We start from the raw sequence: 13,488 nt of genomic DNA on the forward strand, positions 1-13,488 counted from the left end.
AAATGAGAAATAAGATTTTATTGGATACAGGGCCATTAGTATCTTATCTAAAACGCCAAGATCAATATCATAGTTGGGCAGTGACTGAATGGGGAAAAAGTCAATTGCCATTATTCACTTGTGAAGCAGTTATTGCTGAAGCGTGTTTTTTGCTCCATAGAACCTATGGAGGAGAGGAAGCTGTCATTGCTTTATTGAAATCGGGAGTGATTAAAATTCCCTTTCATTTAACAGAAGAAATTGAAGCTATTGGAAATTTAATGCAACGTTATCAGAATATACCGATGTCTTTAGCCGATGCTTGTTTAGTAAGAATGAGTGAATTAATTCCAGGGAGTTCTATATTAATCTTAGATAGTGATTTTAGAATTTATCGCAAAAATCAGCAGGAAATAATTGATTTAATAATTGCTGCTGAAATATAAATAATATGGAAAAAATTTTACAAAAATATCAACAATTTGGGATTAATTTAGGTTTAGAACGGATTAAAAACTTACTAGAACGCTTAGGAAATCCTCACCTCAATGTTCCGATTATTCATGTAGCCGGAACTAATGGAAAAGGTTCAGTTTGTGCTTACCTATCTTCTATTTTATCACAAGCGGGTTATCGGGTTGGACGCTATATTTCTCCCCATTTAGTTGATTGGACAGAACGTTTATCAATTAATCAACAACCGATTGCACAAGCGGATTTTTTACAAGTTTTACAACAGGTAGAAAATGCCATTCTCCCCGATGAAGTTCCCCCCACTTTATTTGAAATAGTCACCGTTGCAGCTTGGGTCTATTTTGCTCAACAAAAAGTAGATATTGCGGTCATGGAAGTAGGGTTAGGGGGACGTTTAGACGCCACTAATGTTTGTGATCATCCCTTGGTTAGTGTGATTACTTCCATTGGTTTAGACCATCAAGAATACCTGGGGTCAACAATAGCAGAAATTGCCTTTGAAAAAGCGGGAATTATTAAACCTAACTGTCCAGTTGTCGTGGGTATTTTACCCCCGGATGCTCAACAAGTTATTCAACAACGGGCAACGGAATTAAACGCCCCGGTAACGTGGGTTAAACCTGCGGTTTGGGTCAAGCAAAATGGTAAGCAACAAACGGCTAATTATCAAGGGTTAGAATACCCTTTAACCCTATTAGGAAATATACAATTAATCAATTCAGCGATCGCGATCGCTACTATTCAAATCATCCGTCAAAAAGGATGGCAAATTTCCGAAAATGCTCTAATTCAAGGCATAGAAAAAGCCCAATGGCCAGGACGCCTGCAATGGATTACCTGGAAACAGCATCGCCTATTAATTGATGGAGCCCATAACCCCGCCGCCGCTACGGCTTTACGTCAATATGTGGATAGTTTAGAGGTTTCATCAATTTGTTGGGTGATGGGAATGTTATCGACAAAAGATCATACTGATATTTTTAAAGCCCTATTAAGACCCGGTGATCAATTATATTTAGTTCCTATTCCTAATCACCCCTATGCAGACCCCCAACAGTTAGCAACCCTAGCTAAAAGTTTATGTCCTGATTTAAAGCATTATCAAACCTATCCCACATTAATTTTAGCTTTAGATACTGCCATTCAAGATGAAAATACCTTACCGATTCTGTGTGGATCATTGTATTTATTAGGTCATTTTTTCCAACTTATTCAAAAAACTTGAATCCCGTTATAACATCTTTGTGCCTTTGTGTCTTTGTGGTTAAATATAGAGAGACGTGCCATGGCGCGCCTCTACGGACTATCACCGACACATAATCAAAGTATTAGCTGAGATATATCCCTCCTCGGGCTCACTAATGCCAACCCAATCGCGTTTTTCCCCATTCGGATCAGGAATTAACTTATAATTCTGTATCAGTCTAACTCGGGCTCCTGAAGCCACACTCCCAACCCGGTCAGAAAATCGCGAGGGTTTTTCTCGTACCACAACCCCATTGGGGGCGGCGGCAAAATCAATTTGACGACATAAACTAACGGGTTGTGTTGTTGGAGGTTCGGGTTTTTGTACTTGACCCGAACAGTCCTGTAAATTTCCACTGCGATCGGGAAAACCATTAGAAATATAACCCTTAATCGGGGCGGAAATTTCTACCCAAGTGCGACCATCCGGGCCACGAGTCCCGCCGGAATTATTAGCTAAAGTCACTTCCGTTTTAAACCCCACACCCCCGACCACCGGAGAAGTCGGAGTCGGTCGAGAATGAACTGCTAACCCCTGTTGTTCCCCAATAATGCGGCACAAACTAGAACGGTTTTGAGCGATTTGTGTTTCTGAATTTGTTGTCGGGGGTTTAGTGTGAATCGTTGCTAAGGTGGGTAATTGACTCCCCATAACCGCTAATACAACTAATGCTAAAACCCGAAAAGACCGACTCCTGAATACAAAATTATTCATTAATTTCACTCCTCATTAACCACACTCAATTTTGACAATTAGAACTGACGTAAAAAGCGTAAATCGCTGGCATAAACCCGCCGAATATCATCAATTTGATGTAAAACCATAGCAAATCGTTCTACACCAAAACCCGCCGCAAATCCCGTGTATTTTTCTGGGTCATAGCCAGCCGCTTTTAACACATTCGGATCAACCATGCCACATCCTAACACTTCTAGCCATTTTCCCTGCCATTGTAAATCCACTTCGGCCGAGGGTTCAGTAAAGGGGAAATAACTGGCCCGAAACCGCACGGGTAAATCCCCGAACATTTGGCGCAAAAACTCTTTAATTGTGCCTTTTAAATCGGTAAATTGTAGGCCTTCTTCAATGGCTAAAAGTTCAATTTGATGGAACACCGCCGCGTGGGTAGCATCCACCGTATCCCGACGATAAACCCGACCCGGGGCGACAATGCGGATGGGGGGTTGGTGTTCTTCCATGTAGCGAATTTGCACCGAGGAGGTATGGGTTCTTAATAAATTACCATCGGGTAAATAGAAGGTATCCTGCATATCCCGGGCAGGGTGGTCGGGGGGAGTATTTAGGGCTTCAAAATTATAATAGTCCGTTTCCATTTCCGGGCCAGAAGCCACGGTATATCCCAACCCAACAAATATATCTAAAGCCCGATCAATAATGCCATTCAGGGGGTGAATTCTGCCCTGGGAATGATAGACACCTGGCATGGTGACATCTAGGGTTTCCGACTGGAGTTGGGCCTCGAGTTGGGCGCGTTGGAGGGCGGTGCGTTTATCCTCTAAACCTGTTTCTAGGGCTTTTTTGACGTCGTTGGCTACCGATCCAATTCGAGGGCGATCGCTGGGGTCGAGTTTTCCCATGCCCCCGAGAACGATGGAAACTTTGCCTTTTTTGCCTAAATAGTTAATTCGCAACTGTTCTAATTCTTCTAGGGTTTGAGAAATTGCGATCGCTTCTGTTCCCTCAATGCGCAGGTCTTCGAGTTGGGTTTCTAATTCACTAAGTTGAGTTGCCATATCATGATTAATAGACGATTGAAATTAGGTAGAGGATTAAATTGTCCTGCCTTTGCTGAGTGTAGCTTAATTTGTTCCCTTTTACTCAGTAGTCTTTTGTTAAAAAAGCGGTTCAAAAAATAGAAAATTATCTTCAACTTTTATTTTTTCCCGAATAATACCTACAATAATTTTGCAAAAATTCCTTGAGCAAAGGGGATTAAAACTACGGATTTAGGCCGTATTTTAGCTTGATACTTCTCTAATTCTTACAATTGCTAGAAGCAGAATTTTTAGACGGAGATAGAGTTACTTCCCATCCCGATTCATTCCACCAATTCAATCGTTTATTCGGCTCTATCCAAAAATCAAGTTGTTTAATTAAACCATTTTCAAATACAAGTTTGGGCAACATTGGATAGCTACTATCTTCGGTTTCGTTATAGTTTCGTCCAAAAAAATTCATGCAAACCGTTAATCCTTGATTGACCCCCAATTCTTCAACCCCACTCCCTGTTAATGAGGAATCATCATAACTAAACGTACCATTAAACGATTTACCCGTCAACGCTCCAGCCCTGACATTGACCGTAAAATCATAGGTGATGATAGAAGCTTGGGCTTCACCCCTGAAAAGGGTACTCGCAATCAAAACTGAGCCTATTAAAAATTGCTTAAGCATGGCAAGATTCCGATTAGAGGATGAATATTGAAAATTAATTCATTGCTTCTATAGTAAGTCTAAATGGATTGTAACTACAAATAATTCTGAGATTAATTCTAACCCCAGGCCGATATTGTCCCGTCAAGGCGATGAGACTCAAAGGATTTATACCCATGATTTAGACTGGCTATATTTAACACATATTTAGGAGAAACTGTTATAATATTTAAAGTTGTAAATCCAAAAGCCTCATCAGATTTAGGAATGAAATTGCAAAAAATCCGAGAAAAAATTATTGACTCTGGTGTTCCATTATTGAGTGCAGAAAATGTAGAACTAGAAAAAGCAAATGGGCGGGGTGGATATCAGGATACTGAATAAAAAACTAATCTTGATTCACCCTCAATTCTAATTGTCCTGAAAGTATATTTTTCCTCTCTTAATCAATTTAACTCAATGAAACTATTAATTAGTAATGATGACGGGGTTTTTGCCCAGGGAATTCGCAGTTTAGCCAATGGTTTAGCCCAAGTCGGGCATGATGTCACCGTAGTTTGTCCCGATCAAGAACGCTCGGCAACGGGTCATGGTTTAACCTTACACCATCCCATTCGCGCTGAACAGGTAGAGGATGTTTTTGCCCCGTCCGTAATCGCTTGGGCCTGTTCTGGAACCCCCGCCGACTCGGTGAAAGTGGGACTATTTGGGGTGATGGAAACCCCGCCGGATTTAGTTTTAGCCGGAATTAATCATGGGCCGAATGTGGCCACGGATATTCTGTACTCCGGTACGGTTTCGGCGGCCATGGAAGGTTTAATTCAAGGTATTCCCAGTATTGCATTTAGTTTAGGGAGTTATTCCTCCCGGGACTTTCAAGGGGCGGTGGAATTTGCCCAACAGTTAATTCACACCTTAGAAAAACATCCCCTACCCCAAGCAATGTTACTCAATGTTAATGTTCCGGGTGTTCCCCCCCAGGATATTCAGGGGGTGAAGATTACCCGTCAAGGTATTCGCCGTTATGTCGATATTTTGGAAAAACGCATTGACCCTAGGGGAAAAACCTATTATTGGTTGACCGGAGAATTAATGGAAGATGTAGAACTATTAAATGAACCATCAGACTTGGATGAATGGATGACGGATGTTCATGCTTTACGTCAAAATCTGATCACCATTACCCCCCTGCAATATAACCTTACCCATGTTACAGAGTTACACAAATTACAAGATTGGATACAAATGTTAAGAATTAAGCCTTAAAAATCTGCTCTACAAATGTTAACGTTTCTCCTGGATAAACTCTCCCTCCTTAGAGGTAGACTAGAAGTAACACAAAACGGCAAACATCACTTACTGCCCAAGCTGTTGCCATGCTCGCAAGTTTCGATAAACCTTTATTTTTCTACGTTTGAGTCCAGTTGTTATGAACGCAGATACCTTTAACACTCATTCTGTTACTTGCCCAATTTGCCATCATACTAGCATTTTGCCCTCAATTGGAATGTTAGGTGGACTCTTTACTTGCCCTCACTGCCATACCCATTTTGTCATGAGTCACAGTGGTCATTATGTGCGAGATCCTTTTTGTTTCCAGCAGTGTGCCGTTGCCCAAATGCTCCGACGCCAAAGTCATCCCTTTGCTCGCCTGCGTCGAGATCTGAGTTTAACCAAAGGATTACCCCTATTAGCTGTTATTAGTAGTCTTTTATTCCTGGGAATGGCTGTCACCTTAACTGAAAAATTAAACTTAAATAATCAAAATATTGAGCCTAAAATTGAGCCTCAAGTCGAGTTTTTACCGGATTCTTCTGATTTTGATCCCTAACAATAATTTAGGGTAATGGGTAATAGGTAATGGGTAACGCTGGTTGATTTTTTGATTAATTAATGATAACTGGTACGGGCGGGTTCTTTTAGATCTTTGTTAATCAATTAAATCTTGATGAACCCGCCCCTACAACTGATGACTGATTAAAAGCTAATTGTTAAATAACCATTTTGAAACTTAGCCCCAGTTACGGGTTTTCCCGTTAAAGCTGGGGGGAGGAAGATATTGCGCCGTTGATCTCCGGCCTCTATTGTGACTTCTGGGCCGTATTGGGTTAGCTTCACCTGTTTTTTATCAAAACTGGGTAGAAACAGGCTAACCTTGCGTTGTGTCACATCAATATCAATCGGTTTCGGAGCTAACCCCGCCTGGGTAAAATCGGGTAAAGCATCGATCAAAGGTTGCCAACTTTGACCCGAACGTGGGGGGATAACACTCACATTTAAGGGATCAAATGCCTCTGTAATTGCCTCTGTCAGTGATGTTTGGTTTAATAGCACCCCGCCCACGGTGAGTCCCACCTGTTGGGCGCTTCCCCATAAATATTTGGCCGTGGCGATCGCCACTTCATCTTGATTACTAACTAAATAAGCCGCCACTCGCTGAGGATCGGATACCGCCGTTTTTCCTTGATCCAAAATATTATTAACTTCTTGAGTCGGTTGAGAAAAAGTATCCCCAGAAATATCAATATTCAGAATACTACTAGCAATCGGTTGTATAAAAGGAGAGAGGGTTTTTCCCAAATCCGACTCCATAAATACATTCCGAAAACGGCGCAGATACCAGCTTAAAATCTCTGGCATTCCTAACATTCTTAGGGTATCTTGACTGGCTAACCCATCATAAACAATCACATCATAATTGCCACTGGCATCATATTCACGAATAGCATTCAGGGCCAGGGCACTATCCATCCCGGGCAAAACCCCCAATTCCTGACCATAAACATTCCTAAAAAATGGGGTACGAACATATTGGGTTTCCAGCTTTTTCACTTCTTCCCAACTGCGTTCGAGTAACACTGCACTTTTCAGTTGCACGGCTTTCAAATGGGTGGCGATCTCCGTTGGATCACACCCCACTTCCGTTTCTAGCAGGATATTCCAGGCGGGACTGCCATCTTGTCCAACTAATAATACCCGCTTCCCACTGGCGGCTAATTGTTGAGCGGCTGCGATCGCCAGTGTTGTCCGACCCGTACCCCCCTTACCCAAAAATGTTAATGTTAAGGCCATTTATTGATTTTCCTAATCTCGTTCATGGAAACTTGATCCTACAACAAATCAATTAGAATAGGTATATTGTGATCGGGTATATTTTAAACTCATCAAGGAGCTAATTTGATGAACTCTGAATTATCACTCAAACTTAACCAACTTTATGAACAAGATTTCAATTTATGGCTACAGCAAACGATTCAATTGCTAGAAACCAAACATTTTGAAGAATTAGATTGTCAAAATTTAATTGAAGAATTAGACAGTATGGGGAAAAATGATAAAAATGCTTTAAAAAGTAATTTGAGAATTTTATTAATGCACTTACTGAAATATAGATTTCATCCCGAAAAACGTTCTAATAGTTGGCAATATACAATCATTGAGCATCGTCAAAGGATTGAAGATGCACTCGAAAATAGTCCCAGTCTCAAGCCATTTTTAGAAAATATTTTTATACAATGTTATCAAGATGCCCAAAAATTAGCAGCCGCAGAAACAGGTTTACCCCGTTCTTGTTTTCCTGAAAAGTGTCCATTTTCTATTGAAGAAACACTGAATATTGATTATTTACCCAATTGTGATAATAGTCATATAGCAGGGAACAGGGAACACTTCGACAAGCTCAGTGCAAAGCAGGGAACAGGGAACAGCGAAGGAAAAGATTTCTCTGTTTAGGTTTTAGCATCAGTCTATGTCCTAAATACCTTAGCGACTGCCATATACGACAATTTCCCAAAATCGAGAGGATGACCCACAATAGCCTCAAGCCCAACTTGCAGATCACCCTCTTAATATTTCCCGTCTCCCACCGTAGGGGAATATTAACGAGAAACTTCTAGTTCATCTTCAAAGAACCAAGTTGCTGCTTTATTATCGAGTTGGACAATAAAACCGACTCCACTTCCATCTACCATTTTGAAGCCTTTGACAGTTCCAAAAGGATTTTGCTTGAGTTGATCGACAATATTGCCAGGGACTCGCTCTCTAATTCGACGAACCTTGACTCTTTGACCAATTTCGATTGCCACGTCCGGTGTTCTCCTTGGGGTATTAACCAATTCACAGTTAAGTGTAATATGTCCCCGCCCCAGATTAAACCCCCCAATCTAACAAATAAATCGGGGGGTTTACACAATCTCAAATTTTTCTCAACTACGCCAGTTTACGGGGGTAACTCAGAGGAAGAAAGCCCATCTTTGAGTCCAGGCAAGTTAATGTAGATCTTAGGGGCGACTCTTTCAGGGTTAGCACTGGATCTCTTTTCTTGGGATAGACCCGCTAAAGACCAGGTTAAACTTAAAACGGCTAATTTGGCCATCGCATCTAATTGTTTTTCTTGAGATCCCGGTAGGGAGTATCCTGTGGAATCATAGTTATTGTTATTCATAAAATTATATTTTTTAGAACCTATTACAAGTATTCATGATCTAGCTTCAGATTTCAGCAATATGTGTCAAGATTATTTGTGATCATTATTACCCATTTATGTGATTAATCTCACCTTTTATCCTGCATTGGGAGCAGTCTCCAAGACTAAATCCAGGAGGCAAACCACATTCGCAGTTGCCATTGCCAAGGGGATAAAGGAAGTCCTAAATATAATGGCATCCAATAGAAAAAACCGAATAAAACCAGGAATATGATCAGACATCCTAGCCAGCGAAATTGTTGATTAGGACTATATAACCATCGTTCTAACCACCAAGCTAAAGCCATACAGCTAAACACAAATCCGGTCATGTAGTGATAAATAAATAAACAGCGAGTGACTCTCACCCAGGGTAATAGATTTGCCAACCAATTCAAACTTAAAAATAGAGCCAACCACAGTTCCGGTGTCGGTGGAAATTCTAGGGATAATCTAGGTTTTAAATAGGGAAACCTAACAGATAAAGCCAGCCAAACTCGTTGAAGTAACATCCCACATAATAACAGACTGGCTAGGGTAGATAACCACCATAAAAATGGATTTCCCATCGCATGAACTGAATAAATAATGGGAAGTTGGTCGGGATGAATTAAAGGTAAAGTTGGAGCAAGCGGAGTGGTTGCATCCACTTTTTGATAAAAATAGGGAATGGGTCGTAACATCAGAATCCAACTGTACCATTTAGAACAGTAGGGATGAACTTTTGTTCCATCTCCTAAGCTATGATGGTAAGTCCAAATTTTGGCTTGTAGATCCCAAAAGGGCGGATCTGGATTTTGTTGTAAATGGGGCAACCAACCGATAATATAAACCAGAATAGGAATGATTATTAAGGTGACTAAAAGAATAATTGGAGTGAGTTTATTTAGGTTTTGTAAGGGAGATTTAAAGGAGGTTTGGGGGATTAATTTTTCAGAATTAGGAGTAAAATATTGAATCAATTTACCTAAAATTAAAATAAAATAAATTCCCAATAAAAATCCTAATCCATTCCATTTAGTGAGGGCGGCTAATCCTAATCCAATTCCGGCTAAACCCATCCAAAACCAACGGTTAATCCCTTTTTGATGTAACGCCTTTAAAAAAAACAGTTGTCCTAATAATCCGAAAAATACAATATAAATATTACTCAGAGCATAGCGAGATTCTACAATAAATAATCCATCCAAGGCGATTAAAAAGGTAGCAATTAAAGTATAGCTGCGACGGTGAGTAAGTTGATAGGCGATCGCACCAACAATTAAAGGAATAAACGAGCCAAATAAAGCATTAAACCATCGATAACTCCAGGTTGATAGGGTCGAATCTGTTAAATTATTCAGGGTTTCTTGTCCAAAGGGTAATTTAGATCCCAGCCAAATTCCGATCGCAATTAAATATTGACTTAGGGGAGGATGGGAATTAAAAAAAGGAGTTTGAGTTAAATAATTATGGGAAAATTTAGCATAATAAACCTCATCAAAAACCAAAGTATTAAATCGGTCTAAACCCCAAAATCTTAAAACAATAGACCCCATAAATATTGAGATCATCCCCACAGTAAAACCAGAGAATTTGAGGTTAAATTTATATTTTGTATCAGTCATTATTTTTGGCTTTAATTCCTATAGTAGAGACGTTGCATACAACGTCTCTACGTTGTTACTGATTACTGATTCCTAACTCCTTGCAAATCGGAATCTCTATAATAAACTCCGATCCTTTTCCTAACTGAGAATGACACAATAATCGCCCTTTGTGGGTATCTTCAATAATCTTGCGACTAATTGATAGTCCCAGTCCCGTCCCTTTTCCTACAGGTTTAGTAGTAAATAAATAATCAAAGGCACATTTTTTAGTATCGTCCGACATTCCCGTCCCATTATCCTGGACGGAAATCGCCACAGCCCGACTATTAGAAACCAGATAGGTTGAAATAACAATTTGATTGGGATACTGTAGTAATTCTTGATAGGATTTAGTGGTGCTAGATTCATTTAAAGCATCAATAGCATTATTAATTAAATTCATAAATACCTGATTTAATTGCCCCGGATAGCACTCAACTAAAGGCATTTGACCATATTTTTTAATTACCTTAATATCAGGACGGTGATCGGTTGCTTGTAATAAATGTTTAAGAATTAATAGGGTACTTTCTAAACCTTCATGAATATTAAAAGGAACTTGAACTTTAATATCACTCCGAGAAAAAGTCCGTAAACTGGTACTAATATTAGAAATTCTATCTGTTCCCAATTTCATAGAAGAAATCAATTTAGGTAAATCTTCAATTAAATAGTCTAAATCAATAGATTCAGCATGGGCGATAATCGAATGATCGACATTAGGATAATAGCTTTGATATAGTTTTAAATGTTGAATCAAATCCTTAATATAAATATTAGCGTGATTCAAATTACCCGCAATAAAATTGATCGGATTATTAATTTCATGGGCAACTCCGGCAATTAAATGCCCTAAAGTTGACATTTTTTCGCTTTGTACTAATTGCATTTGAGACTCTTTTAAATCTTCTAATACCTGAGATAATTCGGCTGTTCGTTCTAAAACTCGTTGTTCCAACTCTTGATTCTTTTCTAATAATTGTTGAGTTAAAGATCTAATTTCCAAATGAATTTTAATCCGAGCAATCACTTCTTCAGCTTGAAACGGTTTAGTAATATAATCCACTGCTCCAATCGATAATCCCCTGACCTTTTCTAAATCATCGGTAACAGCAGTCATAAAAATGATCGGAATATCATGGGTTGAACCATGACTTTTGAGGTGTTTACAGGTTTCAAACCCATCGGTTCCCGGCATCACCACATCTAATAAAATCAAATCAGGTTGTTCAGTTTCCGCAACTTGAATAGCTTGATTACTATGGTTTGCGATTAAAATTCTCCAGCCACAATTATCAATAAAACCTGATAATAAATTAAGGTTTGTTGGGCTATCATCAACAATTAGTATGGTGGTTTCTTTGAATGAGTTGGAGTGCATATTGAATGGGATTATGATTTATGGATCAATCGAAATTGTTCCAGCAGAAAGCAAATTACTATCTCAACTCAACTTAATTATAAATATTCGTAACCGTTAATCAACGGATTTATTTTCAATGCCTCCCAAAAGGAAACAAAAGACACAATACCCCTAACCTGTTGAGTATCTAAACTTATACGGAACTATTTAGATTATATTTTACGGTGAGTGATCACGATTTGACAATGACACCCAACGGATCAGGACTTAAAAAAAACACCCCGTTATGGGGTGAAACACAGGGGACGATCCTGATTTGAAATTAATCTCAATTTATCGTAACTTCAGAATTCTAGCCGTGAGATCCAGACTTTCCTCGTAGAGAACATCCCGTCCCCAACGCTGTAACTGTTGAGCCATCAGGGATTCCGCTTTTTGATCCGTGGCCGCAATCACCTGTTCAGTCCGACAAGATTGGGCACTACCTCCGGCTTCCATCCGCATACATCCGGTGGTTTCCGAACATAAAATCGTGCAGCAGTTGGCACTAGGATTACCGGAAGTTAAGCGTAAACCGACTAAATCCCCGGGAATTTCACCATAATCGGCCGTGGGAATTGCTGCAAGTTCGGCCAGAATTTTTTTATCATTCGGCCCGATAAACTCGATATGCTTTAATTCATAATCCCCACCCTGGTCGGTAAAGGAAACGGGTTTCCATTCCAAACGACTGGCAAACCATCCCAAGAACATTAAGGCTTGGGCCGCATTGCCTTTTTCGTAGTCAATGGTGATATTATCAATTTCGACTAAGGAAGCTCTGCGTTCTGGGGGGTCAAAGGCGGAGGCGGTTAATTCTTGCCAAGGGGAAAGTCGATGCCAATTTAAGTCAGCAATATAGGTTTCCTGTTCAATCAAATCTTGCATTTTTAACAATTCCGATTCTGGATCACTAAAATAGGAGGAATCCACAATCACACAATTACAACAACCCGCTAATTGTTTAAACAATTCCTGCTCTGGGTTAGGCGTGGCTTTCCACCAAACAAACTTAGGTAAATCGGGAATCATCAGGGAAGAAACCACATTTCCCACCCGTTCTAGGGCTGCTTTTGTGCCTCTGAGAGTAATATATTCACAACAAACTAAGCCTTCTTCACTTTTTTTCTGAATCGGGCAATAGGCCGAAACCTGGGCCGTTACTCCGGTATCCTCTCCCAAAATTGGACACAAAGTAATAATCCGACAGGGATTTTGAGCGGCAATGGTTTCACTAATACTAAATCCCCGTCCATCCAAATTCGGAATAATTTGATCGGCGGCCGGAAGTTTGGCAAATTCCTGGCGTAATTTTACCAAGGTATCAGAGTCAACCCGGCCATTAATTGGTAAACCATAAATTCTCTGAGCTTCTTTAATCGCATCCCGGGTTGATGTTCCATGAATCCCATCAATACTGCCGAGATAAAACCCTAAAGCTCCTAACAATTGTTGAAATTCTTCCGGTTCATAAACCACCATACTAAAGGTCGCCGCCCGGGTGGCAACGGCGGTGGTTTTCCCATTACCAATATTCTGACTCAGCCAAATACTACTTAACTCAGCTTCAATTTGACTGAGGGAAATATCCTTGGGTTTTTGTAACGCAACAAGTGGTGTAGTCATAATCAGTAATCAGTTATCAGTTATCAGTTATTAGTTATCAGTGCGGAGTAAACAGTCGGAAGAGGGTTTGGGGTGTAGGGCTGTAGGATGTGAGGCTGTAGGATGTGAGGCTGTAGGATGTGAGGCTGTAGGATGTAAGGCTGTAGGATGTAAGGCTGTAGGCTGTAAGGCTGTAGGCTGTAAGGCTGTAGGCTGTGGAGTATAAGGATTTTCCTTCCTCCCCCGCCTCCCCCGCCTCCCCTGCTCCCCCTGCTCCTTTCTCTTTTACCCATCT

At 40.2% G+C, this 13,488-nt stretch carries 14 protein-coding genes; 5 read left to right on the forward strand and 9 right to left on the reverse strand.

Translation table 11 applies throughout. From position 1 onward, the window contains the following. Window positions 1-2 precede the first annotated feature (2 nt). Both PL9631_RS15885 and PL9631_RS15890 read left to right on the forward strand, forming a co-directional pair. On the forward strand, window positions 3-425 hold the full coding sequence (locus tag PL9631_RS15885) for a type II toxin-antitoxin system VapC family toxin (protein WP_083621770.1): 423 nt from the start codon (window positions 3-5) through the stop codon (window positions 423-425). A 5-nt stretch (window positions 426-430) separates the two neighbouring features. Further along, window positions 431-1,678, forward strand: coding sequence for a bifunctional folylpolyglutamate synthase/dihydrofolate synthase (locus PL9631_RS15890; RefSeq protein WP_083621772.1), 1,248 nt, complete (start codon window positions 431-433; stop codon window positions 1,676-1,678). An 81-nt stretch (window positions 1,679-1,759) separates the two neighbouring features. Here the strand turns inward: PL9631_RS15890 and PL9631_RS15895 are convergent, their stop codons facing one another. The 3 genes from PL9631_RS15895 to PL9631_RS15905 form a co-directional block, all read right to left on the reverse strand. Beyond that, window positions 1,760-2,413 (reverse strand): SH3 domain-containing protein, encoded by a 654-nt coding sequence (locus PL9631_RS15895; protein WP_083621773.1) that lies wholly within the window; start codon window positions 2,411-2,413, stop codon window positions 1,760-1,762. Between the two features lie 38 nt (window positions 2,414-2,451). Continuing rightward, on the reverse strand, window positions 2,452-3,453 hold the full coding sequence (pheS, locus tag PL9631_RS15900) for a phenylalanine--tRNA ligase subunit alpha (RefSeq protein ID WP_083621775.1): 1,002 nt from the start codon (window positions 3,451-3,453) through the stop codon (window positions 2,452-2,454). Window positions 3,454-3,694: 241 nt separating this feature from the next. Beyond that, on the reverse strand, window positions 3,695-4,114 hold the full coding sequence (locus PL9631_RS15905) for a hypothetical protein (protein ID WP_083621778.1): 420 nt from the start codon (window positions 4,112-4,114) through the stop codon (window positions 3,695-3,697). Between the two features lie 438 nt (window positions 4,115-4,552). Between PL9631_RS15905 and surE the strand changes: the two genes are divergently transcribed. Further along, the gene (gene surE, locus PL9631_RS15910) at window positions 4,553-5,359 is read left to right on the forward strand and encodes a 5'/3'-nucleotidase SurE (RefSeq protein WP_083621779.1); all 807 of its coding nucleotides are present in this window, start codon (window positions 4,553-4,555) and stop codon (window positions 5,357-5,359) included. 163 nt (window positions 5,360-5,522) lie between these two features. After that, window positions 5,523-5,924 carry a hypothetical protein gene (locus PL9631_RS15915; protein WP_083621781.1) on the forward strand — a complete coding sequence of 134 codons (402 nt, stop codon included), beginning with the start codon at window positions 5,523-5,525 and terminating at the stop codon, window positions 5,922-5,924. 146 nt (window positions 5,925-6,070) lie between these two features. Here the strand turns inward: PL9631_RS15915 and PL9631_RS15920 are convergent, their stop codons facing one another. Next, window positions 6,071-7,165, reverse strand: a complete 1,095-nt coding sequence (locus PL9631_RS15920; protein ID WP_083621782.1) for a Get3/ArsA fold putative tail anchor-mediating ATPase NosAFP — start codon at window positions 7,163-7,165, stop codon at window positions 6,071-6,073. Window positions 7,166-7,273: 108 nt separating this feature from the next. Between PL9631_RS15920 and PL9631_RS15925 the strand changes: the two genes are divergently transcribed. Further along, window positions 7,274-7,825 carry a DUF29 domain-containing protein gene (locus PL9631_RS15925; protein ID WP_083621784.1) on the forward strand — a complete coding sequence of 184 codons (552 nt, stop codon included), beginning with the start codon at window positions 7,274-7,276 and terminating at the stop codon, window positions 7,823-7,825. 146 nt (window positions 7,826-7,971) lie between these two features. Here PL9631_RS15925 and petP read toward each other — a convergent pair whose 3' ends face one another. The 5 genes from petP to opcA form a co-directional block, all read right to left on the reverse strand. Then, window positions 7,972-8,178 (reverse strand): cytochrome b6f subunit PetP, encoded by a 207-nt coding sequence (gene petP / locus PL9631_RS15930; protein WP_083621785.1) that lies wholly within the window; start codon window positions 8,176-8,178, stop codon window positions 7,972-7,974. A 134-nt stretch (window positions 8,179-8,312) separates the two neighbouring features. Beyond that, window positions 8,313-8,537, reverse strand: a complete 225-nt coding sequence (locus tag PL9631_RS15935; RefSeq protein ID WP_083621787.1) for a hypothetical protein — start codon at window positions 8,535-8,537, stop codon at window positions 8,313-8,315. 146 nt (window positions 8,538-8,683) lie between these two features. Then, window positions 8,684-10,165, reverse strand: a complete 1,482-nt coding sequence (locus tag PL9631_RS15940; protein ID WP_083621788.1) for a dolichyl-phosphate-mannose--protein mannosyltransferase — start codon at window positions 10,163-10,165, stop codon at window positions 8,684-8,686. A 55-nt stretch (window positions 10,166-10,220) separates the two neighbouring features. Continuing rightward, window positions 10,221-11,567: a hybrid sensor histidine kinase/response regulator gene (locus tag PL9631_RS15945; protein ID WP_083621790.1), complete on the reverse strand. Its 1,347-nt coding sequence runs from the start codon at window positions 11,565-11,567 to the stop codon at window positions 10,221-10,223. A 315-nt stretch (window positions 11,568-11,882) separates the two neighbouring features. Then, window positions 11,883-13,214: a glucose-6-phosphate dehydrogenase assembly protein OpcA gene (opcA, locus tag PL9631_RS15950; protein WP_083621792.1), complete on the reverse strand. Its 1,332-nt coding sequence runs from the start codon at window positions 13,212-13,214 to the stop codon at window positions 11,883-11,885. Window positions 13,215-13,488: the final 274 nt, after the last annotated feature.

The organism is Planktothrix paucivesiculata PCC 9631 (genome assembly GCF_900009265.2).
Taxonomy (GTDB): Bacteria; Cyanobacteriota; Cyanobacteriia; order Cyanobacteriales; family Microcoleaceae; genus Planktothrix; species Planktothrix paucivesiculata.